The 23,534-nt window shown below is 46.8% G+C and carries 32 protein-coding genes and 1 pseudogene; 28 read left to right on the forward strand and 5 right to left on the reverse strand.

All coding sequences use genetic code 11. From position 1 onward, the window contains the following. Positions 1 to 37 precede the first annotated feature (37 nt). From YC6258_RS15775 to YC6258_RS15795, 5 genes are all read left to right on the forward strand, one after another. Positions 38 to 838: an ABC transporter ATP-binding protein gene (locus YC6258_RS15775; RefSeq protein ID WP_052830331.1), complete on the forward strand. Its 801-nt coding sequence runs from the start codon at positions 38 to 40 to the stop codon at positions 836 to 838. Beyond that, a complete protein-coding gene (locus YC6258_RS15780) occupies positions 835 to 1,839 on the forward strand; it encodes a FecCD family ABC transporter permease (protein ID WP_044617825.1) in 1,005 nt (334 codons plus the stop codon). The genes YC6258_RS15775 and YC6258_RS15780 overlap by 4 nt, the downstream gene beginning before the upstream one ends. Then, positions 1,839 to 2,843: a FecCD family ABC transporter permease gene (locus tag YC6258_RS15785; protein WP_044617826.1), complete on the forward strand. Its 1,005-nt coding sequence runs from the start codon at positions 1,839 to 1,841 to the stop codon at positions 2,841 to 2,843. The genes YC6258_RS15780 and YC6258_RS15785 overlap by 1 nt, the downstream gene beginning before the upstream one ends. 29 nt (positions 2,844 to 2,872) lie before the next feature. Further along, a complete protein-coding gene (locus YC6258_RS15790) occupies positions 2,873 to 3,814 on the forward strand; it encodes an ABC transporter substrate-binding protein (protein WP_044617827.1) in 942 nt (313 codons plus the stop codon). A 447-nt stretch (positions 3,815 to 4,261) separates the two neighbouring features. Next, positions 4,262 to 4,888 (forward strand): hypothetical protein, encoded by a 627-nt coding sequence (locus YC6258_RS15795; RefSeq protein WP_044617828.1) that lies wholly within the window; start codon positions 4,262 to 4,264, stop codon positions 4,886 to 4,888. Positions 4,889 to 4,983: 95 nt separating this feature from the next. On the opposite strand, the gene YC6258_RS15800 is transcribed toward YC6258_RS15795, so the two are convergent. Next, positions 4,984 to 5,859: a HEPN domain-containing protein gene (locus YC6258_RS15800; protein ID WP_044617829.1), complete on the reverse strand. Its 876-nt coding sequence runs from the start codon at positions 5,857 to 5,859 to the stop codon at positions 4,984 to 4,986. 235 nt (positions 5,860 to 6,094) lie between these two features. Here YC6258_RS15800 and YC6258_RS15805 point away from each other — a divergent pair, with 235 nt between their 5' ends. The 10 genes from YC6258_RS15805 (at position 6,095) to YC6258_RS15840 (ending at position 12,512) form a co-directional block, all read left to right on the forward strand. Further along, a complete protein-coding gene (locus tag YC6258_RS15805; protein ID WP_052830332.1) occupies positions 6,095 to 6,517 on the forward strand; it encodes a hypothetical protein in 423 nt (140 codons plus the stop codon). Positions 6,518 to 6,572: 55 nt separating this feature from the next. After that, positions 6,573 to 6,887 carry a putative quinol monooxygenase gene (locus tag YC6258_RS30650; RefSeq protein ID WP_211264539.1) on the forward strand — a complete coding sequence of 105 codons (315 nt, stop codon included), beginning with the start codon at positions 6,573 to 6,575 and terminating at the stop codon, positions 6,885 to 6,887. Between the two features lie 764 nt (positions 6,888 to 7,651). Beyond that, positions 7,652 to 8,071, forward strand: coding sequence for a hypothetical protein (locus YC6258_RS15815; protein WP_044617830.1), 420 nt, complete (start codon positions 7,652 to 7,654; stop codon positions 8,069 to 8,071). A gap of 96 nt (positions 8,072 to 8,167) precedes the next feature. Then, positions 8,168 to 8,602 carry a GNAT family N-acetyltransferase gene (locus YC6258_RS15820; RefSeq protein ID WP_044617831.1) on the forward strand — a complete coding sequence of 145 codons (435 nt, stop codon included), beginning with the start codon at positions 8,168 to 8,170 and terminating at the stop codon, positions 8,600 to 8,602. A 128-nt stretch (positions 8,603 to 8,730) separates the two neighbouring features. Continuing rightward, a complete protein-coding gene (locus YC6258_RS15825) occupies positions 8,731 to 9,081 on the forward strand; it encodes a hypothetical protein (protein WP_144407671.1) in 351 nt (116 codons plus the stop codon). 86 nt (positions 9,082 to 9,167) lie between these two features. Continuing rightward, positions 9,168 to 10,202 (forward strand): DUF4062 domain-containing protein, encoded by a 1,035-nt coding sequence (locus YC6258_RS15830; protein WP_044617833.1) that lies wholly within the window; start codon positions 9,168 to 9,170, stop codon positions 10,200 to 10,202. Between the two features lie 380 nt (positions 10,203 to 10,582). Beyond that, positions 10,583 to 10,756, forward strand: coding sequence for a hypothetical protein (locus tag YC6258_RS30305; protein ID WP_169748983.1), 174 nt, complete (start codon positions 10,583 to 10,585; stop codon positions 10,754 to 10,756). 65 nt (positions 10,757 to 10,821) lie between these two features. Next, entirely contained in the window at positions 10,822 to 11,406 is a 585-nt protein-coding gene (locus YC6258_RS15835; protein ID WP_044617834.1) for a ubiquitin family protein, read from the forward strand. Positions 11,407 to 11,600: 194 nt separating this feature from the next. Next, positions 11,601 to 11,795 (forward strand): hypothetical protein, encoded by a 195-nt coding sequence (locus tag YC6258_RS29855; RefSeq protein ID WP_144407672.1) that lies wholly within the window; start codon positions 11,601 to 11,603, stop codon positions 11,793 to 11,795. Positions 11,796 to 12,134: 339 nt separating this feature from the next. Next, entirely contained in the window at positions 12,135 to 12,512 is a 378-nt protein-coding gene (locus YC6258_RS15840) for a hypothetical protein (RefSeq protein ID WP_044617835.1), read from the forward strand. Positions 12,513 to 12,776: 264 nt separating this feature from the next. Here YC6258_RS15840 and YC6258_RS15845 read toward each other — a convergent pair whose 3' ends face one another. Continuing rightward, positions 12,777 to 13,790, reverse strand: coding sequence for an IS91 family transposase (locus YC6258_RS15845; RefSeq protein ID WP_044617836.1), 1,014 nt, complete (start codon positions 13,788 to 13,790; stop codon positions 12,777 to 12,779). Next, on the reverse strand, positions 13,777 to 14,682 hold the full coding sequence (locus YC6258_RS15850) for a tyrosine-type recombinase/integrase (RefSeq protein WP_044617837.1): 906 nt from the start codon (positions 14,680 to 14,682) through the stop codon (positions 13,777 to 13,779). The genes YC6258_RS15845 and YC6258_RS15850 overlap by 14 nt, the downstream gene beginning before the upstream one ends. A 169-nt stretch (positions 14,683 to 14,851) precedes the next feature. Between YC6258_RS15850 and YC6258_RS15855 the strand changes: the two genes are divergently transcribed. The 9 genes from YC6258_RS15855 to YC6258_RS15895 all read left to right on the forward strand — a co-directional run bounded on the left by YC6258_RS15855 (position 14,852) and on the right by YC6258_RS15895 (position 19,778). Beyond that, positions 14,852 to 15,100 (forward strand): DUF7336 domain-containing protein, encoded by a 249-nt coding sequence (locus YC6258_RS15855; RefSeq protein ID WP_044617838.1) that lies wholly within the window; start codon positions 14,852 to 14,854, stop codon positions 15,098 to 15,100. An 89-nt stretch (positions 15,101 to 15,189) separates the two neighbouring features. Continuing rightward, a complete protein-coding gene (locus tag YC6258_RS15860; RefSeq protein WP_144407673.1) occupies positions 15,190 to 15,492 on the forward strand; it encodes a hypothetical protein in 303 nt (100 codons plus the stop codon). Between the two features lie 112 nt (positions 15,493 to 15,604). Then, positions 15,605 to 15,883 carry a hypothetical protein gene (locus tag YC6258_RS15865; protein ID WP_044617840.1) on the forward strand — a complete coding sequence of 93 codons (279 nt, stop codon included), beginning with the start codon at positions 15,605 to 15,607 and terminating at the stop codon, positions 15,881 to 15,883. Positions 15,884 to 15,996: 113 nt separating this feature from the next. Beyond that, on the forward strand, positions 15,997 to 16,422 hold the full coding sequence (locus tag YC6258_RS15870) for a hypothetical protein (RefSeq protein ID WP_245626943.1): 426 nt from the start codon (positions 15,997 to 15,999) through the stop codon (positions 16,420 to 16,422). A gap of 372 nt (positions 16,423 to 16,794) precedes the next feature. After that, on the forward strand, positions 16,795 to 17,226 hold the full coding sequence (locus YC6258_RS15875; RefSeq protein ID WP_245626944.1) for a hypothetical protein: 432 nt from the start codon (positions 16,795 to 16,797) through the stop codon (positions 17,224 to 17,226). Between the two features lie 292 nt (positions 17,227 to 17,518). Further along, on the forward strand, positions 17,519 to 18,046 hold the full coding sequence (locus tag YC6258_RS15880; protein ID WP_044617842.1) for a GNAT family N-acetyltransferase: 528 nt from the start codon (positions 17,519 to 17,521) through the stop codon (positions 18,044 to 18,046). 70 nt (positions 18,047 to 18,116) lie between these two features. Then, a complete protein-coding gene (locus YC6258_RS15885) occupies positions 18,117 to 18,596 on the forward strand; it encodes a hypothetical protein (protein ID WP_044617843.1) in 480 nt (159 codons plus the stop codon). A gap of 50 nt (positions 18,597 to 18,646) precedes the next feature. Further along, positions 18,647 to 19,219 (forward strand): hypothetical protein, encoded by a 573-nt coding sequence (locus tag YC6258_RS15890; RefSeq protein ID WP_044617844.1) that lies wholly within the window; start codon positions 18,647 to 18,649, stop codon positions 19,217 to 19,219. 151 nt (positions 19,220 to 19,370) lie between these two features. Next, the gene (locus YC6258_RS15895) at positions 19,371 to 19,778 is read left to right on the forward strand and encodes a TIGR02391 family protein (protein ID WP_211264540.1); all 408 of its coding nucleotides are present in this window, start codon (positions 19,371 to 19,373) and stop codon (positions 19,776 to 19,778) included. 72 nt (positions 19,779 to 19,850) lie between these two features. Here YC6258_RS15895 and YC6258_RS15900 read toward each other — a convergent pair whose 3' ends face one another. Further along, on the reverse strand, positions 19,851 to 20,414 hold the full coding sequence (locus tag YC6258_RS15900; protein WP_052830334.1) for a group II intron maturase-specific domain-containing protein: 564 nt from the start codon (positions 20,412 to 20,414) through the stop codon (positions 19,851 to 19,853). Positions 20,415 to 20,475: 61 nt separating this feature from the next. Between YC6258_RS15900 and YC6258_RS15905 the strand changes: the two genes are divergently transcribed. Continuing rightward, positions 20,476 to 20,979 (forward strand): P-loop nucleotide/nucleoside kinase family protein, encoded by a 504-nt coding sequence (locus YC6258_RS15905; protein ID WP_044617846.1) that lies wholly within the window; start codon positions 20,476 to 20,478, stop codon positions 20,977 to 20,979. Between the two features lie 154 nt (positions 20,980 to 21,133). Beyond that, positions 21,134 to 21,673 (forward strand): cysteine hydrolase family protein, encoded by a 540-nt coding sequence (locus YC6258_RS15910; protein WP_044617847.1) that lies wholly within the window; start codon positions 21,134 to 21,136, stop codon positions 21,671 to 21,673. Positions 21,674 to 21,988: 315 nt separating this feature from the next. Here the strand turns inward: YC6258_RS15910 and YC6258_RS31375 are convergent, their stop codons facing one another. Next, a complete protein-coding gene (locus tag YC6258_RS31375) occupies positions 21,989 to 22,267 on the reverse strand; it encodes a HEPN domain-containing protein (RefSeq protein WP_082070753.1) in 279 nt (92 codons plus the stop codon). A gap of 188 nt (positions 22,268 to 22,455) precedes the next feature. Here YC6258_RS31375 and YC6258_RS31380 point away from each other — a divergent pair, with 188 nt between their 5' ends. Then, the gene (locus YC6258_RS31380; protein WP_082070754.1) at positions 22,456 to 23,091 is read left to right on the forward strand and encodes a hypothetical protein; all 636 of its coding nucleotides are present in this window, start codon (positions 22,456 to 22,458) and stop codon (positions 23,089 to 23,091) included. Positions 23,092 to 23,326: 235 nt separating this feature from the next. Next, positions 23,327 to 23,473 (forward strand): annotated as a pseudogene (locus YC6258_RS29860) (transposase); the annotation flags it as partial. Between the last annotated feature and the right edge of the window lie 61 nt (positions 23,474 to 23,534).

The following is a 23,534-nucleotide window of genomic DNA, read 5'->3' on the forward strand; positions in this document are numbered from 1 at the left end:
TGATAGAGTCGCCCTTTTGCTGTTTATAGGGTTGGCAATGTTAGCCGTCGAACATTTAAGTTTAGGATACCGGAATCGTCCGGTATTGAAGGATATTCATCTGACCTTTCCCGATACCGGGATGATTGCTCTGCTGGGGGGGAATGGCTGCGGTAAAACCACATTGCTGCATGCCTTGGCAGGATTATTGAAACCTGATCACGGCAATATTCTGCTGGATAACGAACCACTACGGCATTACAGCCGCAAGGCTATTGCCCGCAAGCTGGCACTGCTGCCACAGGTCACATCCGCGCCTGCCGGAGTTACCGTCAGAGAATTGGTGATGCAGGGGCGTTTTCCATGGCAGAACTGGTGGCGGCAATGGTCGCAACAGGATCAGTTCGCAGTGGATCAGGCTATTCAGATGACAGCCATAGAAGATCTCGCAGACCGCCCGTTGGAGCAGCTTTCCGGTGGACAGCGGCAGCGCTGTTGGGTGGCCATGACCCTGGCGCAAGATACGCCATTGTTACTGCTGGATGAGCCTGCCACGTACCTTGATATCGCCCATCAGGTGGAACTGATGAATCTGGTTTCCTCACTGTGCGCCAGCGGTAAACAAATCATTGCCGTACTGCATGATCTCAATCAGGCGGCTGCTTATGCCGATCACATGATTATGATGAAAGACGGCGGCATATTCACCCAGGGACCGGTGGAATCGGTATTTACTCGCGAAAACCTGAAAAGCGTGTTTAACCTCGATGCCAGAATTATTCGTGATGAACACAACGGCCATCTGATCTGTGTTCCGGATATTCAGCGTCATGCAGTGGCCGGGTGTCCGCAATCATGACCGAGCTACTACAAGATCGGCCACAATCGCGCCGCCTTTACGGGTTGTTGCTGATATTGCTGGTCTTTTGTTTAAGCTGTTGGCTACATCTGACCCTGGGGGCGGAAAATATCCCCACGGCGACTGTTTGGCAGGCATTAACGAATTATCAGCATGATATCGACAGCCATTCCATTGTCCATGATCTGCGCCTGAATCGGCTGTGGGTTGCCATGCTGGCCGGAGCCTGTCTGGCGGTATCGGGTGTCTTGATTCAGGCCATCAGTCGTAATCCACTGGCAGATCCAGGACTGTTAGGCATTAACAGTGGTGCCGCCTTTTTTGTGGTAACCGGGTTATTGTTTATTTCTGCAGAGCGGCAATATTCCGTGCCTTTACTGGCATTCGCCGGGGCACTGTTTGCCTCGGTGCTGGTGTTATCGTTATCGGGCAAACAACAGAACCCAAGCCGTATGGTTCTGGCGGGAGCTGCCGTCGCCGCGATGTTTACAGCCATGACCACCGTCCTGTTACTGATTGATCAGCAGGGGCTGGAAAAACTGCGGCACTGGTTAACCGGAGGAGTAGGGGCTGCCGATATTCACAAGGTTGCCTGGGTTGCGCCTTATCTGTTTATTGCCTTTCCGGTATCGCTGCTTATGTCCAAATCCCTGAATGCTCATCATCTCGGTGATACTGCTGCTGCCGGCGTGGGTGTCAAGGTCGGCCGGTTAAAGCTGATGACTCTGGTATTGGTAACGTTACTGTCCGGCTGCTCCGTAGCAGTGGTCGGCCCGGTTGGCTTTATCGGCCTGGTGGTTCCACACATTGCCCGCTTCTTTGTACGCAATGACTATCGTTGGTTAATACCCTATTCGTTGCTGTTGGGGGCCACGTTGATGGTGGCTGCTGATCTGATTGCTCGTATTCTGGTTCGGCCCTATGAAATTAATACCGGCATCGTCACTGCATTGATTGGAGCACCGGTATTCATCAGTCTGGTGATCTGGAGGGTGCGCTGATGTTGAGAATACAGATTCGCAGTGCCGATATTGGCTGGCTGACGTTGACGGCCGCTCTGATGCTGTTGTGCGTGCTCTGGGCCATTACCAGCGGCAGTTACGGGCTGAGTATGCAGCGGGCCATCACCGTACTACTGTTTCCGGAGCAATCTCCGGAACGCCTGATGACGGTGGTCTGGGAACTACGGTTGCCCCGGGTACTGGCGGCGGTATTGTCCGGCGCGACATTATCGGTGGCCGGCGTGGTCATGCAGACCATCACCCGTAATCCGCTGGCATCTCCGGGGCTGACCGGGGTGGAGGCGGGTGCCAGTGTCACCCTGTTGTTATTAATGATTGTGTTGCCCATCTCTTTGCCGGGGTACCTATTGCCGGTAGCGGCCATGTCCGGTGGGTTGGTAGTGGCAACACTTGTCTATCTGCTGGCGGTGATTCAGGGTTTTTCACCCGTCCGGCTGATTTTGGTTGGAGTAGGGATGACAGCGTTCTTATCTGCCATTGCTGATCTGCTGATTACCTATGGCGATATCGAACGGGTGGAATCCGCATTGGTGTGGTTGAGTGGCAGCCTGCATCAAGTGGTCTGGAGCGATGTTCATACCCTGGCATGGTGGTCTCTGGCAGTCATTCCAGTGTGGATGAGTTTTCGCAGCCTGAATCTGCTAAGGCTCGGAGAGCATGTTGCCATGACTCGCGGCGTTAATCCCCGAACGATGATGCCGCTGTTGATCGTACTGGCCGTGTCGTTGACATCGGCGGCTGTTGCCACCATCGGCACCATGAGTTTTGTTGGTCTGGTCGGCCCGCACATCGCCCGCCGTTTCAGTGGCGACCGACACGGTGTACTGATTCCGCTGGCAGCTCTGACCGGTGGCTTGATGGTGTTAATCGGCGATACCGTTGGGCGGATGTTGTTTGCACCGTTACAACTTCCTGGAGGGCTGGTCATTGTCATGATCGGGGCTCCCTATTTTGTGTTCCTGTTAAGAAAAATGCGTCACTGAGGTTTCGGATGACAATGGAGAAAGAGGAAATGAGATTGACTCGAATACTGCTACTGTTGATATTAATGGTAACCGGCATTGCCCATGCCCGGGCGGCAGAGGAAACCCGTGTATTTGAAAACCAATATGGCCGGGTTGAAGTGCCGGTTGCGCCGCACTGCGTGGTTTCTTTGCACGATTACAGCATCACCATTCAATTGCTGGAACTGGGCATCAAACCCTGTGGCTCCACCGGCCGGAAAAAACTCTGGCAGGACCCATATTTTCGTGGCGCCGAACATCGTTTCGACATGTCAGGCGTAAGCTATATTGGCAGTCATAAAGCACCGGACGAAGAAGCCATTGCTGCCCTCAAGCCGGATCTCATCATTGGCCTGTCTTATCATCAGGCGCTTAAGGAAAAACTCTCGCATATTGCCCCGGTGGTTATCCTGCCAACCGATGAATTGCCGATCAAGGAATGGGCCGCACAATTGGCCGAGGTGGTTGGCAGACAAGCGCAATACCAAAATCAGCTCAAGGAATACAACTGGATTTTGTCTGAATTCAAACGCCTCGTGCCAGAGCCGGAAAAGATTACCGTGACCACGCTGGAAATGTATCAGGACAGCATTTACCTGATCGCCCGTGGTGGGCTGGGTGAGGTCATCAAGGACATGGGACTGGGTCGCCCGGCGGTGTATCAATCTGTTAAAGAGGGCATGGAATACAGCCTGGAACGACTGAAAGATTTTGACGCCGATTTTATCATCGATACCTACGAACCCATGTTCAACAGCCGGGAAGAAACCAAACCTATCCGGCAATCCAGACAATGGCAGGATCTGTTCGCCGTTAAACACGATCAGTTTCTGTACTTCAACCGCAGCCGTTTTGGCGAATCCATGGGCGGACTGATCGGCTCAGGGTATTTGTTGCTGACACATATTGGTGAGCGTGGTATGCATCTGAGATCGGATGAACAGCAGTAACGCGGTTTAAGAAGTCTGAATCTGCCAGTGTTGGTTCAGGCTGTTGTTTCAGACACAGAGCGATTAACCCGATAACCACTTAAAAAAACAAACCAGCAATGTGATCATCAGGCTCTGCTACGGGTATTGATGATCACAGCCCTCATTCAAACCTGCCGTATCTGGCAGATTTATCCTTCAGAGCCTTTCACTCGATCACTAAAAAAGCCCATAGACATGGCTTGAACCTCAGGTCAAAGTCATATACAAACTGATCAGATGCGCTATAGTGTTCCGATATACAAACCCATGATAACGATAACAGCCTTATTGGCACACAAGTGAAATGAGACCAATACTTATCAACAATAGGGAGGGATTTACCACGCAGAACTGGTTTAAATGTTTTATGGTTGATATCAGCAACTTACCCTGTGCTGGTGGTGTTCGATCCATAAAGGTGGGCTTATGTTTAAAAAGCTGGCAAGTATATTTCGCTCTTTGAAGAACGATGTAAAAAAATATGTTGATGCATCGCGCTTTAACGATGCTGTGGCAATGGCAACGAGCTGGGACGCCTTAAATACCTCTACATCAAATTTTGATGTTCGAAAACTCGTCGTCACCTCTGGATGTATTAAATATAAAGTGACGATACAAGCGAAAATGTTCTTCGGCATTTTCATCGTGGCTGGACTTGGGTTTTTGTCTTTTGTTGGGCCGAGGCAGTATGGTCGATGGATACCAGAGTCTTTTCTTACAGAAGGTCTGGCACAACTAGTGTGCCTGTTTTTTATAGCGTTTGGCGTCTTTTTCCTATACTACGTTTCTATTCCGATAGAATTCATAAAAAGTCGCTCGTCTCTGGAAATCGGGAGAGGCAAAAGACGAAAATCTATCGCTTTCTCAGAAATTTATGCCGTACAACTTATCGCCAGCACCGAAGGTTCAGACTATTACAACTATCAATTGAATATCGTGTTTAGCAATGCAGAAAGGTTGAATATCGTGGTTTACAGTAATCTGGACAGAGCGTGTGAAGAGGCAAATATTATTTCACATTATATCCACAAGCCGCTCTGGAAAGCAGTGTGAAAATGCGCGGCGACGCTATTTGATTCAGAATCAAAGTAAACCAGAAGACTCAGAAATGTCCGCTAAGATCGTCATGTTTTCTGAACCAGCCGAGTTTAAACCAGCTGAGCCTGACAGACCTTTTCTGTCAGTGCTTTCAGTTTGATCACTTCTGATTCCAGATACTTTAATTCCTCTTCTGTCATTTCGTAATGCTCCGAATACCGTGCGTCGATGTAGGCACGTTGCAAACGGCGAAAACAACGCCGATGAAATTTGCTGTCGAGCGGAAAAATACTGCCAAACTCGGGATCAATCTGTATGCAAAGATGTTGCAGTTTTTCGATGTTGTGGGTTTTGGGCAGGTAGTTGGAGCAGGTGAGGAGTACGCAGGCATACAGTCGCTCAGTGACCTGATGAAGGTTGAATGCCGCTGCATTTATCATGGACTCCTGATGAGCATATTGATATAGCTTAAAAAAGTCATTTGCAGATCCATGCCATTGATCATAATGCTTCTGCGCAATCTCGCGGCGTTCTGCTTCGGTTAAATTTCCCGGTATTGCCAGCGGCCTGGGGGTTGCCGCAGACAACTCAATGCCTTCCTCACGGATATCCTTAAAGAAATAATGACCCTGAAGCAGGCGTTTATTCACGTCTTCCAGGTCATGCACAATCAACCCCAGCGGCGCAGAAGTGACCTTTCGGCCGATCTGCTCTTCTGCCCGTTGCCAGACGATATCCTCATCCACCAGCGTCGGCTTGTTCACCACCACCAGAATATCGTAATCACTGATATAACCATTCTCCGGATCACTCACCCAGGTACCCTTGGCGTGACTGCCAAAGAGAATGATTTTCAAAATCCGGTACTCGGTTCTGCGCCCGGTCTTGCCTTGCAGATAATCCTCCAGAGTATCACGTAGAATGGTAGAGATAGTCTGGAGTTCGTGCTGCTTGGCTTTCGGCAGGTGATCAAGGCCGGTTTTCATGGTGATAGTGACAAATTCTTGAATACATACAAGCGGCTTAGTGTGAGGGTTGATAGCCGGAATGTCTATAGATTGGCTGTGAGCGGAAAACGCTGGTTTGTAGAGGAGTCGTGGAGACCGAAACTCGTGATTAGACCTGTGACAAATCACAGCGTTGTTCTGATTACCTCCCGTTATCAATCAACAGGACTGCCTGCCTCGTTCAAGTCGGGTTCTATATAATGGATGAGTTCCATTGGCAATATCTAAGCGAAGCAAATACAAACAGAAGTTGGATTTTGAAACTCTGCTAGAGGTAGAACGGAAAAAAGCTACTATTGACAACGTTATCGCTAAAAATTACACGTTTCAAAACTTACATCAGCTCAATACAGCATGTAAAGATTGGCGCGATATAGTTGTCAGACAAATATTATATAAAAAGAAGAAAATCGGAAATTCCGTGACTTTTTGGGAACATCGTATATCTGACATAATTCAATATGGACATAGTATCGTTCATCATTTTGCCATTGATGGACCACTCACCAAAGAAGGATATATTCACATACTTGAGACGATCAAAAAAGGAATTGGTGAGTGCATCTTATCTGCAGAGAAAAAGTACAACTTCAATTCAGGTAACACTACTAAATCAGATAACAAACGCGTAAATTAGAGTGCTGGTAAGTTCGCGCCTGTTACGCGAGCGTTAAGACTCTAGAGGAAACACCATGGCACTTCAAGATCAGCCCGCTTATATCATCAGAATGCGCGCCAAACCGGGTTTGGGCGACAAGCTTTTTCAACTGGCCACTGTTGGAATGACGAAGTCGGGAGCCTCCGATCGATACATCATTGCACGTGAGGACGAAGACCCAGATACTCTCTGGAACATAGAGGTCTTCAAATCCGATGAGGCTAAAGCTCAATATGAGAACAGCCCGCTCGCGGACGAACTCCGCGATGAGATCATCGACCTTTTGGCCGAACCACCGATGCGTATCCCAGTTCACCCATATTCAGCCCTGCCCATCAACGAGTCCTAACGGTTTCATTCAAGCCGATGCTGCTGTGCGGCGGGGGTTAACTAAGGCGTTAGAATTGTTCCTCAGGTTGTCAGTCAACGTTCTGTCGCACCGACAAACCTGCGACAGAATAAATTTAAATCTGGTGCATATTTGTCTTGCTTTCTGATCAATATGCCTGAAACCAGGGCCAAACCCCCAACTCCAGGCACACTGACCCACATCAGCAACTGAACCTACATGTGGTAGGTCTTTTCAGTCGAATAGGAAAGACCCTTGCGGCGGATGAATAACTTGAATTGATCAAAGAAACGAGGGAGGTTTGGGTTAATTGTTTTTCGGGTATCGATTGTTTGCATTTTACACGTCCCTCTCAGCATGATTTACAAGATACTGTATTCATAAACAGTGTGTATAAAATAACACCTATTTTTTTGCGATAAATGTCATAAGTAATCATGCTTTAAGACTCAGTATCCAGATATTCGCCGGATATTCGGTCTGAAGACATAATCTCCGGAATAATGAGCTGAAAATACGATACTTGTCTGGTTGGTTAAGTATTATGGGTCTTCTATAAAGCCATGAATTCAGTGGCCTGCAGGCGACCGGTTTTTCCGGATACTGCGTCTCCAGACCGAATATCCGGCGAGCGAAATTGACAGAAATGGGCTGTAAGCCTATGTTGATGCGGTTTGATGAGACTGAGTCAGTTTGGCGGCTCAGGAAAAAGCGTCTTCTGGATATTTTGTCAGATGACGTGGAATAACTGTTAGGGCACCGCAATGAATAGAGCTATCACGGTAATTATAGTAACTATATTTATTTTGTCTGGTCGGGTTTACGCATGTCAGGAATTAAACTGGGATGAGTCAAAATGGGCGAAAAACTCAAATTCAGTTTATGTGGTTCGCGTAGTTGGGGTTTCTGCTCCTGAATTGCTGGAAGCCTCCTATAGTAGTGATGTTGTTCGTGAGGCCCTCGTTACGAGTCGTATGGATAAGGAGGTTTCCTTTGTAGTGTATGAAACATTAAAAGGGGAGCCAAAAGAAAAAAGTAAAGTTTTACTAAATTGGTGTCGAGGTGGAGAAGTTAAATTGGGCTATGTTGGCGTTTTGTACGGGCTGCCCAAAGATTGGCATCTCAAGCTTGGTATCAACTCTATTACTGCAACCAAAAATGCCCTAACAAATGTATCAAATTGACGCCATTTACTTCGCTCCGTTTTGCGGTCTCTGCGCCACTTTACCGCAAAACTCACTACGTAAACGGCGCAATTTATACAGGCGTTATGTGAAAAAATGGAAATATCTGAAATAGTCTCTTTACCTGCAGGTCTTGATCGGTTAGTGAGTGAAAGCGAAGCAGATGGCTTTAGGTTTGTTAGGCGATTAGTTGATGACTACGCATCAGGGCGTAACAGGTTTTCTGGTTGTGGGGAGGCACTACTGGCAGTCTATGAAGATGGCTATCTTATAGGAGTCGGTGGGATCAATTCAGATCCATATTGCAATGACAAACATTCAGGTAGAGTTAGAAGGCTCTATATTCTAAAGGACTATCGGAATGCTGGTGTTGGTAGGGCTTTGATGGAAGCAATTGAGCAACATGCTTCTAAGTCATTTAAAGTACTAAATCTATTTACAGATACGGATGCAGCATCAAGGTTTTATGTCCAGTTGGGTTATAACTTAGTCAGAGAAGAGAAACGTACACACTACAAAGTGCTTAGTTAAACCCACATAGCAAGCCAAAGCTGTTCATGCCTGCTAACAGCCGCTCCGCGGCCGCGGCGGGCATCGGGCTTCATTACGCTGCGCTTCATTGCGCCGCAGTTTAGGGGCGTTAGTTTTTGAAGGTGAATGTGAAGAAGCTTATCCTAATATCAGCGTTACTTATTTCTTCGAACTTGTATTCGGAAGAGCTTTGCCCTGATCTAGATGTAAACGTTGAACTAGATCATTGGATGACTGAAGAGGCTTTTGATGATGAGTCGGCTCTTTTGGCACTAAAGCAATTAATGGCAATAGTGACTGATGATATTGATTTGGAATCAGATTTTCTAAAAGATATTGCTCGTCTAAACGCGCTCCAAGTACTGGAAGGCTATTTTCTCCGAGTTGAAGCTCATAGGGAAAGAGAAGGTAGTATATTGGATGCAGGAGCAACGGCTCGTTACTGTAAATTTTTAGAGTCTGCGGCGTGGGTGGACTAAAACTAACAAAACCGTGTTTCGGATTGGTTTCTGCTCCGCGCCAACCAACCGCAAACGGAAGCGTTAGCTCACTTGGGTAATTGCTCATGTCAAAAAAGTTTCAAATATTTGTTAGTTCAACATATGAAGATCTTAAGAGCGAACGGGATCAAGTGATAAAAGCTGCTTTAGAGATGGGTCATATTCCTGTTGGGATGGAAATGTTTAGCGCAGCAGATGAAGAGCAATGGAAAATAATAGCAAGACAGATCGACCAGAGCGATTACTATGCCGTTATTATTGCTCACAGATATGGATCCGTTCATGAAGGTGTCAGCTACACTGAGAAAGAATATGATTACGCATTAAGCAAAGGCATTCCTGTAATCGGGTTTGTTATTGAAGATGGTGTGCATTGGCCTCCTGTTATGATTGATACTGATCATGATGCGCGCGTATCTTTGGAAAGGTTTAAAGCAAAGGTTAAGAAGAAGCCGGTTGGGTTCTGGAAAAATTCAGAGGATTTGCATGGAAAATTTTCGATTTCATTAATGAAGTTGATTGCGACGAATCCTAGACTAGGCTGGGCTCGCGCTGATGAGGTTGCGGGGCCTGAATTGGCAAGAGAGTTGACAAGGCTGAGTTCTGAAAACGCTAAACTCAGAGACGAAATTGCAATTCTGAATAAGCGTGAGGAGGAACACGAAAGCAATAAAGACCAAGATATGATAAAGATTCTGCAAAAAAACAAGACGCGGATTTGTTATAGGAAAGATGAGAGAGACGCGAAATGGCAAGACCACAAAGATACAACGCTGTTTAGCATTTTTTCAGCTATAGCTCACAAGCTTATATCCGAGGCGTCAATAATTTCCATTCGCCAGGAGCTGGCGTTCAAATTCTTTAATTACGAATCGCACCGTCATTATCCTATCCCTCGAAACTATGTTGACCACTGGATCAATGATTTTTCCTGTCTTGGGTTGGTTATGCCATCCCGGAAAAAACATTCCGTCAATGATGACAATGACTACTGGGCGTTAACAGAAAACGGATTCCGGGTTCATTCATCCCTCAGGCGGTTAGAACTCGAAGTAGGCACGGAAATAGATGTAAATGATGAGCCCGACGACGACCTCTGAGGCAGCGCGAGCTAACAATAACCAGCAGCGGAAAAAACTACGCGCCGCCAATTTGTGCATGTCGCTGCGCGCCATTGTTGCACAAACTGGCTCTGCTCCGTTTTTCCGCTGTGGTTGGCGTTAGAATTGGTTCTTCATTCAAGTAAATTATGATTCCGTGGCACAGTCAAATCCGTTACGGTGAAAAGTTAAAATCAGGTAGCATCCAATCGTTAAACTGGGTGCCAGGTTACCAAAGAATTGGGTTTGTCCGGTGGCAATTGTTACTCAAAGTTCAGTGGTTTCCCGGTCATGCACAATTCTAACAATACAAAGCTGCAGACCACTTCGTGTCCGCAGTTTTAAGCGTTATGTTTAAATACTCAGAAAGGAGAAATCAAATGGGATTATTCGATAAGTTAGTTGGAGGTAACAAAGGCGATTCTGATAATAGTCACGGATTAATTAACTCAGGTCGGAATAAAAATACAGGCGGACACGATCACAGAACTAATACTGGTGATGATAGAACACCATCCCAAAAAGTAGGCGATAAGAAACGTAGGAAAGATTAAAACATAACCAGTCAATGCAGGCGACCGCTGACGCGGCGGCTGATTGAGGCGTTAGAGGGCACTGAATGTTCACGGAAGCATCAGCATTTGCAACGATAGTTGGCCTCCTTGGTGCATTTACATCTGGGAGGCAAGCCGAGAGCACGGCCGATGTTGCGGAGTTTATTAAATGGCTTATCGAGCACAACCACGGCGAGTTGGCGAAACTCATTGAACAAAACTACAACACAACCATAAGCATCAAGGCTTTGCTAAATCAGCACTCTTCGCGAGTGGAAACACAGCTCGGAGAGCTTGCTACGACGACAGCTCTGATCGCCAGTCGAATGCCAGATCTGGATAAGCTGGCGGGTTCATTGGTCCCTGGAATTAAACTTTCCGACCAGGCTCTAAACATCCTTCGCCAAATGGCCGAAAATAAGGCGGAGTACTTTCTGGTCCACGGATCAATGGCGGGAACATCGCTGATTCCGAGCAATGGTAAAAGCATCGAATACGAAGATGACCAGTTTTTACAGGATGACCTAGCTACACTGGTGGAGCTTCAATTGCTCCGACTGGGCTACAACAGCAGTGGAAAAGAGATGTACCATTTCACCAGGACAGGTGCCAAGCTTGTCCAACTTGCGGATGGGAAAAGTGCCCTCTAACAAGGCCAGGCACGGCGACGCCTACTATATTGCGGCTTCGCCTCCATTCCGCAGCCGCGCATGCTGGCTGGCGTTATAAGCTGGCACGAGATTGGGAGTAACCCAAGTGGAAGATGATGAATACAAAGGTGTAGCTATCACCGCTCAAACCGGATGGAACGAGGCATTTATTATCGGGACTGAGCAAAGAGCTTTTGGACTTTGCACAAAGCATCATCGACGCAGTTAAAAGTGCGAAACCGGATGAATTCTTTGGTGAGCATGTGACTGCAAGTAATAGTCTTTATGGTAATACCGCTTCCCATAGTGAAGTTCAATTTGACTGGCTGGTTGTTACTAAAGATAGCAAACAAACTTTAAAAATTTGCCATGAAATACAGGGCTTATAACAAACGTAGGCAGTACGACATTTATTTCGGCGCTTTTTGTGTGGCGGCCGCTACGCTGCCACACAAAATTCACCTACATAAATGCGCCTGCTTCGGGCGTTAGAATTGGTTCTTCATTCAAGTAAATTATGATTCAGTGGCACAGTCAAATCCGCTACGGTGCAAAGTTAAAATCAGGTGGTATCCAATCGTTAAACTGGGTGCCAAGTTACCAAAGTATTGGGTTTGTCCAGTGGCAATTGTTATTTAAAGTTCAGTGGTTTTCCGGTCAAGCACAATTCTAACAATACAAAGCTGTGGACCACTTCGTGTCCGCAGTTTTAGGCGTTAGGCGAGTATATGAATCAGCTCACTGTCAAAAAAGTTGAATTCTACGGAGATGAAACGGCATGCGTTACACTTGATAGTGGCATCTCCAAGATCCAAGTGTTCTGCCATCTTTGCGAACACCGAGAGGGAGACAAAGTCGAGAATCTTTTGAGGGTACTCGATGCTGAGGTAAAGGCAGCCTATTTGTCTGATTGGAGTGCTGAGGTTAAGAGACAGAAATCGAGAGAGCGTATTGAGCAAACCGGTCCGTATTCATATGTGGGCTGTGGCACAGTCGTAGATCGAGAAAATGGCATCATCCAGGTTAATGGATTTTGTATTGAAATTGGTGATCTTCCAACTGAAGATCCGGTTGAGTTTGAAATAGATCGGCTAGATTTGTGGTAGGTGCGCCTAACAAACAAGAATATGTCGCGCGATAGCCGCGACATATTCCATTGTTGAACAAGCCCGGTCCACAGTGTCTGCCTTCTTATTTATAGGGAATATATCGTTGAGTGTTTTCTCTTTTCCTGACGCCTGTATCCGCGTCACTTTTCTTCAGCCGAGTACCAGCCTCACCCGGTCGGTGATATTTTTTTCACGGCTCCCATCGTTTCTTTAGTCCTCTTCTGCAGGTGACTTATCGGCACTGTATGTACGCAGAACTTGTTATCCTGGTGGTCGTTTTCGTCTCGTAATATTGGTGATCACCATCGCCTGCTGACAATACGGACACAGAAAACACGCTCGCTTAATCGGCTCAATCCTCGAAAGGTTCACACGCAATACCCACTGAATTATTTTCAGCAACGCTTTGGCATTACCGTGCAGGAAACCGTAATCGCGTACGCGCCTAAACCCGGTTGGCAACACGTGTTGCAGTAGCAACAGCAGAAAATCCTCACCCGGCAGGGTTCGGGTTTGCACCGTTTGAGTTTGATTGTCTGTATACCGGAACGTCACCTGTTGACCATCGTCACTCAACAGATTGTGATTGCTGAGAACGCCGCGATATAAATAACGCGACAGATACTTCAACGCACTTTCACCGCGCCCGACGTCCTGGCATTGAACGACCCACTGCGAGGGTGTTGTTGGTAAGGCCAGTCCAGCGTCTCTCAATTGCGTTAACAACCGTGCCCGAAATACCTTGGCCAGCGCCCGGCCATTAAACAGATAATTGCCCTTCAGTTTGCGCCATTCTTTACGTGCCCGGTGAATACCGCCACCCGGTACGACGATATGCACATGCGGGTGATAGTCGAGTCGTCGGGTATGGGTGTGCAGCACAGCGGTCAGCCCCAACCTCGCGTGCAACCGGGGTGAGTTCAGGGCAAAGTCCTGCAAGGTTTTGGCGGCACACTGGAACAGTGCCGCATAGACAATGCGTGGATGGTGTTGTGCGAGCGCGCGCAACTCATGCGGCAGTGTGAACGTGGCCAGAAAGTAACGCACCGGTAACCGCTTCTGTTGTTGTCGTACCAACCATTGGCGGGTGTTGTGATGCTGACACTGATTGCAGAAGCGATGGCCGCACGCCAGATGGCGTTCCATTGTGCCGTACCGTTCGGTACGACAGCCCAGCAAAGCATGGATGGCGGAACGCTGTTGCGCGGTGATTTGAACGCCCGGTCGTGCCAGCAATCGGGGCCAGTAGCGTTCAATAATCTCAACCAGGGTCATCGCCGCATTCCCTCTGCCAGTGAACCTGAAGCTGACTCATCAACTCATTAATGAACTGATGGGATTGCTGCACCGTGGTCTCGGTCAGTTGGGTATAGAGAGCCGTTGTTTTGGGACACTCATGACCCATCTCATGCTGGATGGCGCGCAGGTTCAACCCGGCTTCAACCAGGTGAGCCCCATAGCAGTGTCGTAAACTGTGGGGCGTGATGCGTTTGTGAATATTGCACTCGGCCACAATGACTTTGAAGGCGCGCTGAACACCGCCACGATCCATGATGACACGACTGGCAAAGCGCTCCTCAGCCGTCTTGCCCGCCGGAAAGAGCAGCTTTGGGTGACGATGGGTCACCCAGTATCGGCGCAAGGCTGACAAGGCGGCGTCGGGCAGAGTGACAAAGCGGTCTTTCTTGCCTTTACCCTGGCGGATATGCACCCGCCTGTGTTCACTGTCGATATCCCCGACCCGTAGGTTCAAGGCTTCGCCAAGTCGCAACCCCATGCTGTATGTCACCAGAATAAAGGTTTGATAGCGCAACTCGCGGGCAGTGTTGATGACCCGCTCAATCTCATTCAAGGTCAGGATATCGGGCAAGACACGGGTTTGCGGTGGTTTGACAATATCGACCCATTGCCAGGGTTTGCCGAGGACCTGATCGTAGAAGAACTGTAAGCCGTTGCGATCCACCTTCAGGCTTTTAACCAGCGCGAGAAAATAGTCTTTGAGTTGCTCCAGGGTTAAGCGGTCAGGGCATTGATCGAAATACTCGGTGATACGCCGTACGGCCCGGGCATGGCAATCGATGGTTGACTTGGTCTTGCCTTGTCGGATGAGTGCGTTAACATGCTGTTGGTACAGTGAATTGAATCGTTTTTGCTGTGCTTTGTTCATAATAATGCCTCCGTGATCGCAGAGCGGAATGTCTGCGTAGAGGCATTATTACTTTAGTGTGGTGTGTGGGTTTTAATCTGCCGCATAGCGGCTTCGTTCAACAAGGGTGTCAATTTGACGCCCTTACGCTGCGCTTCAGGGCGCAAATTACACCGGCGTTCAGCAGACTATGAAATCAGCATATTTACTACAACATTTGCACGTGATATCAGAAGATAATGAATGTGCAAAAATTATTGGGCTCTATGCAAGCAAAGAAGATGCTCTTGCGGCAATTAAAAGGTTATCTGTACAGACAGGATTTTCTGATCATCCGAAGCTTATTGATCCTCTTGTCGATAAGGAAGAAAGTGGATTTTATATTGATGAATATGAAATTGGTAAAGATCATTGGTCTGAAGGGTACGTTACAGTCTAATGCTTAACAAGCCGCAGCAGTCGCTCCCGTTGGTCGCTGGGACGTCCAAAACGCTGCGCTTATTTGGCCGCCCCTGTGCGGGGCGTTAAATGGCAATTGGAATGTGGCAAAAAATTGAAGTTTCAGGCATATCTCTTGGTTTGCTTGGTGTCGTAGTATTGCTAATAGAGATATTCTTTTGGAAATATATACCTGACGGAGTTCATCAGTACTTTTATGGTGGTGAGCCGGGGGCATTTGTCACTGGCTTGCTAATAATAGTTGGCTTGGCAAGCTGTCTGCTTTTCTTTGTCAATTTGTGTTTTAAGCGGTTCTACTTGTGGTGGCTAAGGCTCCTAGGCGTAATCGTCTTATTTTTTGGTATTGCAGTAATTGGCGCATCGGGCATTTAACAAGGTTGTCAAATTGACAGTTTTTGCGTCGCTCCTTTTTGTGCTTAATAGCACAAACGGGCTCCTCCAAAACTGCAATTTACAACGGCGTTATGTGTTCTGACGGAGAATCATGAAAGGGAAAATGGTCTTTGGAATAATCTCAATCATCGCGGTATTCGCGTTCTTGGTATTATTTACCGCTTCATCCGAAGTCTGGGATGGCGCATGTGGCCACAAAGAAGAGTTTGGTCTTTTTGCTTTTTACAGGTCTGGCAGCGAAGCACTTCCAGCCTCAGAGTGTGCATCGGGTGTTTTGATTCCTGGCGCACTATTAACATTATTAGCCACGTTGGGTTTGCTGGCTGCAACGTATTATTCTTGGTATAGGCTAGTAAAAGTAAGTTCGTAGCATGGTTTTAGCAACAACACATAACAAGTTGCTGTTCGTGGCTGGGACAGCTTACACGCCGCTTCGCTATGTTTCAGCAGCCCCAAAGCAATGCGTTATGTGAAGGGGGCACGATGAACGAAGAGAAGCATAGACGCATGGAGTTGAGGAAAGCTACTGGCACGCGTGAAATCAGTGGCCCCTCTAAACCTTCTTTTCACCGAGGTCCTGTATATGCAATGTCATTCGTATGTTTTGCGTGCCGAAAATCCTTCAAGCGCCATTTTGACTTAGATCCATCCCAGTATCCAAGCGAAATCGAATGTAGCGAGTGCGGTGGCACTTCGTATAACTTGGGCCGTAATTTCGAAGCACCAAAACGCTCTGATGATTCCCAGTGGAAAAAGGTCGAGTTTCTTGTGGAGCATGGATTTCGGTTCCAGAAAATTAGAATCGGACCGAATCACCACGATACGGTCGCATACCCAAAAACTTTGGAAGAAGCTAAAGAGTTTGTAAGAAACTACAAGCAGTATGCAATTAAACCAAGAAGCACATAACAATCACGTCCAATCGACACTTTGGCCGTCGCTCCGTTTTGGGATTGCTTCGCAACTTTACCCCAAAACTCCACTATGGCCAAAGTGCAATTGACGTGGGCGTTAGAATTGGTTCTTCATTCAAGTAAATTATGATTCAGTGGCACAGTCAAATCCGCTACGGTGCAAAGTTAAAATCAGGTGGTATCCAATCGTTAAACTGGGTGCCAAGTTACCAAAGTATTGGGTTTGTCCAGTGGCAATTGTTATTTAAAGTTCAGTGGTTTTCCGGTCAAGCACAATTCTAACAATACAAAGCTGTGGACCACTTCGTGTCCGCAGTTTTAAGCGTTATATACAACCAATATGAAATTTAGTTCCGAAGATTACAATGTGTTGAGTTATGTTCTTAAAAATAATTTCATGTCTTATGAACAGGCTATTGCATGGGCATACGCTCAATATACTGATCAAGGTATTGATCCATTTATTGAGAAATTATCATTGGCATCAGATGTTGCTGAGATGATCGAATTCATTAGTAATACTTACCAAGTTTATGGTGAACCGAGTAACGAATTTTTAGCAGGGGAGGCGGCTAAGGCATATTCAGAAGAGAAGCTTTCTTTGTATGCCGCAATATCCCGAATTCTATTTGATCTTGATTTGGAGCTGCCTGAAGAAGAACGGCAAGAACTATATATAGCAGAAGATTATTTTGGCTGGCACGATTCAGCAGAATCTCAAGCTCTCGTACATGCTATGCCTTTGTTTGATAAATATAGGCCGATATATGAGCGCGCTGTTGCAAAGTTCAGCATATAACAATCGCGTCAAATGCGACGCTCGTACCTCGCGCGCTTTACGCGGGCGTTACAATTGGTTCTTCATTCAAGTAAATTATGGTTCCGTGGCACAGTCAAATCCGCTACGGTGCAAAGTTAAAATCAGGTGGTATCCAATCGTTAAACTGGGTGCCAAGTTACCAAAGAATTGGGTTTGTCCAGTGGCAATTGTTATTTAAAGTTCAGTGGTTTCCCGGTCATGCACAATTCTAACAAGACAAAGCTGCGGACCACGTCGTGTCCGCAGTTTTAAGCGTTAGGCCAAAGAACGAATGCGTATTGCTACCCTTATTCCCACCGACGTTGCCGCTTATCGAGCGCTCATGCTCGAAGCCTACGAGCAAGCGCCAGACGCCTTTACCACTACAGCGGATGAACGCGAAGCTGAACCTGAGTCTTGGTGGGTCAAGCGCATGGGCAGTGCGGTCGGACTGGCCACGTCGTTTGGGGCTTGGCAGGGCAGCAGTTTGGTAGGAACCGTCGCGCTAAAGTACTCAGCCAAGCCCAAGACCCTCCATTCAGCCCTTGTCCTGGGCATGTACGTCCAGCCGGAGCAGCGCGGCAAGGGCATCGGTCTCGCGCTTCTGAACGCCGCGATTGCGGCCGCATCAGCAAGACCGGAAGTTCTGGCCCTAACGCTCACGCTCACGGAGGGCAATGCACCGGCGCTTCGCCTTTACCGATCGGCCGGCTTTGTCTCCTGGGGCACGCAACCACAAGCCATTCGCACGAGCGCCGGGCTCAAGGGCAAAGTGCATATGTCACTTGCATTGTCAAAATCGCATGCACCGGAGGCCTAACCCCTCCGTCAAGGGGACTGGCCTGCGGTCAGCCCCTTACGTCGAACGTTAGCAGTCAAAAGGAGGCGGTGTGCAACTGAAGTTAGTCGATTATTCTGAGCTGAACTCGCGACAGAAGGAAAACTACAATTTCCAAAAAGTGTCTGCGGTTCTGGCCGACTATGGATTCGTCACCCTCCGGTTGACCGATGACTGGCAAGGTGCGGATTTTATCGCCCAGCATATTGATGGTGAGCGGTTCTTAAAGGTTCAACTGAAGGGGCGGCTCACATTCTGCAAGAAGTACGTTGGTAAAGATCTGTACATTGCATTTTATGAGACCGGCGAATGGTACCTACTGCCCCATGATGAGGTGCTCGCGATGGTCATTGAATCATCGACCATGGCTGATAGCAAGTCATGGGCCGAGGTTGGAGAATACTCATTTTCTAGGTTGAGTAAGAACATGAAAATTTTACTTCAGCCCTACAGGATTTATCCGAATTCAGAAGCAGCAACTGCTAACAATGCCATCGAGCCGACGCTCGTACCTCGCGCGGCTCATGGCTAACGTTAGCAGAAGAGATACTCCTTATAACCTTACAAGGTCATAATTTTATAATGTTATTTCAGAAACGCTTGCGAAATATGCAAGATCGCCTTCGTAACTCTGGATGGCGAATTCAATGGATTCCATGGTGGGAACCAGATAAACCCGAAATCATAAAGCCCAAAAATCCACTACCTTTTATTGGCATAGTAATATTTATAGGGGTGTTTTTCTGGAATAATTACTCATTTTTCAGGGTGACCCTGACGGTGATCCAGATAATTGCTATTGCTGTTTCTGGTTTAGTCATCGCAATGCTTGGTATTATTTTTTCTGCTTTTCAACTTCAATCTGGATGGAAGCGAATTGATGCTCAATGCATTGATCGAGAGATCAGTGAGTATGAAAAGGAACCCGGAGACATAACCTCTTCATGGGGATACAGATTGATTTGTGTATTTAGCTTAGATGGGAAAGAATACAAAGTCACTCCAGAACCTTCAACTTTGGTAAGTTTCCACTCCAAACAACAAGTGGAAAAGTATTTGAACGAGAAAATCAACCAAAACGGTTATTGTAAGCTATGGGTTAATCCGAAGAATCCGTTACAGACTGTATTTCATAAAAAAAAATGGTGGCTGTAATCTCAGAAATCAAATTTAATTGTCGATATAAAGTTTTCCATAAAAATCTGCTAACAAGTCATTTCACTGGATTTTGCAAACAGCGCAAAACCAGTGAATTCGACGTTAGAATTGGTTCTTCATTCAAGTAAGTTATGATTCCGGGGCACAGTTGACTGAGTTTATGGGGCGCTCATATCATTCTGAAGTGATAAAGCATTGCAAAAAGCTGTTCTTGCAAGCCCACTATTTTCATGCAGTTTTCGAGGCCTGCAAAGTTTATAACAAACAAGTGCAGGCTAAGGCTCATTCTCAAAAAGATGGGCAGGCGCTTATGCTTGAAGTTTGGGGTGCGGATAATGGTGTTTTAAAAGTAACACCGTGCCAGACAGATACGGATAAGAATACCCAGAATGGTATAAAGTTTTTATCAGCCGGGCTCATGCAAGCTATTAGGAATCCAACAGCACATGAACCAGCTTTGGATTGGCCGGTAAACAAACAAGATTGTTTGGATTTATTGGGTTTTTTGTCCTATTTATTTAGGCAGCTTGATAGTGCAGTTTATTTCAAGGCATAAATCGGGTAACCGGGGGTTTTTAACCCCCAGTCCCCACATCACCCATTGTACGGGTCCGCAATGGGCGGTTCCCTAACCGTAATGTATTTCAATCCACCGATCACGAAGCGATATCAATCCCATTTTCCGGAAAAATTTATTATTGAGTGCTATGTGTATCCCTTCCGTCTTTGCGTTCCGCCAATAGCTTTTATTGGACGAACCACAGGTAACAGCAAGCAATTCACTCACACCCATACACATCAGGTTGCGTACTTTCGTTCGTACCCTGCGCCAGTTTTTCCAAAAACTCATTCTTAGTCGTCTGCGTATCCAGCCATCAAGATCAATGCATTTTTGGTAGCCTTGCGCAATACCAAAATAATTAATCCATCCGCGCAGATACTGTGTTAATTCCCGTACTTTATGTTCCATGGAGATTCCGCGTGAACGGCCAGTAAGCTGGCGAACGCGAAATTTAAATTGCTGAACGACTTTTTCATGCCATGCCAGCTTAGATCCTCGAAACGTAAAGCCTAGAAACTGACATTGACCGACGGGTACCACTTGGCTTTTAGCATCATTCACTTTAAGTTTGAGCTTACGCTCAACAAAGCGCTTAATGCTGGCTATACCGAAAAACCCTCGTAGGCTCAAGCAGGCTTTGGACTTGATCGCTCTACGCGCAATTTCGCTGGTGTATAAAACAAGGAATCATATGGCTAAAGTTATTCTAATATGTGGGCTGCCCGGTTCAGGGAAAAGTACAATAGCCGGGAAATTGGCAACCTCACTTGGTTTGCCTTTATTTTCAAAAGACAAGTTAGAGGCTTCAATCGTTGAAAATGGGGCACTGAAGACAGAGGTACTGAATAATGTTGGCTATACGCTATTAAAGAATTTGGTTGACGAGCATCTGGACCGCAACACTTCTGTCATTGTTGATTTTATAGCTGACAAAAACCGAGTAAACGAGCTTTGGCCCGAGCTTTTAGGAAAAGAAATGGTCGTTATCGAATGTGTATGCTCCGATAAAACAGAGCATAAGCGACGTATCGAGTCAAGGCGTAGAAATATCAAAGGCTGGTACGAATTGAGCTGGGCCGATGTAGAAGAAATTACCTCCAAATACACACCCTTAACTCCAAACAGACTTATTGTTGATACAGTACGAAACGAGTCATCTATCCTGGAAAAAATTTTGAATTATGTATCAATTTGAATGTAATAATACATGCTGAATATACCGCTTAAAGTCGTTAGTGCCATGGTAACAATTAGCTGATAATTTGCTTTAGCTGAGTTGGTTTGAAGGTCGTTCTACGGATCACTTGATCTGTACATGTCGACAATGTTGGTTCAATTTGAGGAATATTATGAAATCGGCAATTTTGGTAATAGATGTGCAAACTGTGTTATTTGATCCGAAGCCTCAACCTTTCGAATCGGCAGTCGTGCTCGATAAGATCAATACCATTAACGATTGGGCGAGGGCCGTGGAATTTCCGGTAATCTTTATTCAACACGAACGAGCGGATTCAGTGATTGAGTTTGGTAGTGACGGCTGGAAACTTCAGTCAGAATTGCGAACCAGCCCCAATGATCATTTCGTTCGTAAAACCACTCCGGATTCGTTTTTGAGAACTAATCTTGAAGACTTGCTGCATGAATTGAACATCGGGCATTTATTCATCTGCGGCTATGCTTCTGAGTTTTGCGTTGATACCACCACACGGCGGGCTGCAGGGCTGGGTTATCCGGTGACGCTGATATCAGATGCCCATACAACCCACGATAAACCTCATGCCACCGCAGAACAGATTCGCGTTCATCACAATATGACCTTGCCAGAGATCACCAGCTTTGGTGTAAAAATCAAAACGCAAACGGTTTCCAGCATCCTGGCAGAAGATTAATAAGGAGAAAGCCCACGTCCCAGCATCATCATGCAATGGTGGTGCTTTTTGGAGGAAGGTCAGAGTAAATTAGAGGGTGCAGAAATGTCCGCTAAAATCGAACTATTAACCTGGCAATTAAATAGATCGTCCTGATCTCTTTATAATTGTCGCCCCGAGAAATCTGACGGTGTTGTGCGAAACACCGAATCGTCGGACCGCTTGATTTCCAGGGGTTCGCATTGGCTGTGGCCAATGGTGTGGTCCGGCATCCCGGTACATCCCTGCATCACACTATTAACCCGACATGTATACGTGCCGGGTTAATAACCGAATTTAAACCAGATGAGCCTGGCAGATCTTTTCTACCAGCGCCTTCAGCTTGATCACTTCCGATGCCAGGTACTTCAATTCCTCTTCTGTGATTTCGTAATGTTCCGAATAACGTGCATCGATATAGGCACGTTGCAAGCGGCGAAAACAGCGCCGATTACTGTCGAACGGAAAAATACCGGTAAATTCAGGGTCAACCTGCATGCAAAAATATTGTAGCTTTTCGATGTTATGGGTTTTGGGTAAGTAGTTGGAGCCGGTGAGAAGTACACAGGCATACAATCGCTCAGTGACCTGATGAGCATATTGATATAGCTTAAAAAGTCATTTGCAGATCCAAACCATTGATCATAATGCTTCTGCGCAATCTCGCGGCGTTCTGCTTCGGTTAAATTTCCCGGTATTGCCAGCGGCCTGGGGGTTGCCGCAAACAACTCAATGCCTTCCTCACGGATATCCTTAAAGAAATAATGACCCTGAAGCAGCCGTTTATTCACGTCTTCCAGGTCATGCACAATCAATCCCAGCGGTGCAGAAGTGACCTTGCGGCTGATCTGTTCTTCTGCCCGTTGCCAGACGATATCCTCATCCACCAGCGTCGGCTTGTTCACCACCACCAGAATATCGTAATCACTGATATAACCGTTCTCCGGATCATTCACCCAAGTGCCTTTGACATGGCTGCCAAAGAGAATGATTTTCAAAATCCGGTACTCGGTTCTGCGCCCGGTCTTGCCTTGCAGAAAATCCTCCAGAGTATCACGCAGGATGGCAGAGATAGTCTGGAGCTCGTGCTGTTTGGCTTTCGGCAGGTGATCAAGGCCGGTTTTCATGGTGATCGTGACAAATTCTTGAATACATACGAGTGGTTTAGAGCCGGAATATCTATAGATTGGCCGGGCGTGGGAAGTGCTGGTTTGAAGGGGCTACGGGGGGAGACAGAACGCTGCAGCGGGTTATTCTCTCACCAGTGCACCGGCATAAAGGCGCTGGCCTTTCAATGGCGATGCGTACCTCAGGCAATTAAAGAGCTGGTCTGGGTTATGGGCTGCGGCCTTTGGTGTATCTATAATTTAAGGCACGATATCCAGGTGATTGGCCTATAAATGACGTTATCTGGATCAGTCAGGTTGCTGTGTGATATTTGGCCAACCAGTGAGGTAGTGGAGGTGTTGAAGAAAAGCCCAAACAAAGGAAGAGAGGAGGCGACTGTTTTTCCTGGAGACTTCATCGCGCGACCAATATATTCAAATGCAGAAATTGACAGCTGTTCATTCGGGAAACACGATTTAGAAGGTAACGGTCTCAGAAATCATGGTGACTGCAGGCAGTGCTCAACCGTTTAAAAATGGCCGACAGTTTGCAGCCTGGCTAGGGCTTGTTCCTCGGCAATACTCCAGTGGTGGTAAAAGCAAGCTGGGTAGTATTACCGAAGCTGGTGATGTTTACTTGCAACGCCCTTTGATACAAAGTGCCCGAACGGTTTTATTATTGACCGTCCGATGTCGGGGCAAACAAAAAGCATGGATAGCGATTGTTGCTGCTGAAT

The organism is Gynuella sunshinyii YC6258 (genome assembly GCF_000940805.1).
In the GTDB taxonomy this organism is placed as follows: domain Bacteria; phylum Pseudomonadota; class Gammaproteobacteria; order Pseudomonadales; family Natronospirillaceae; genus Gynuella; species Gynuella sunshinyii.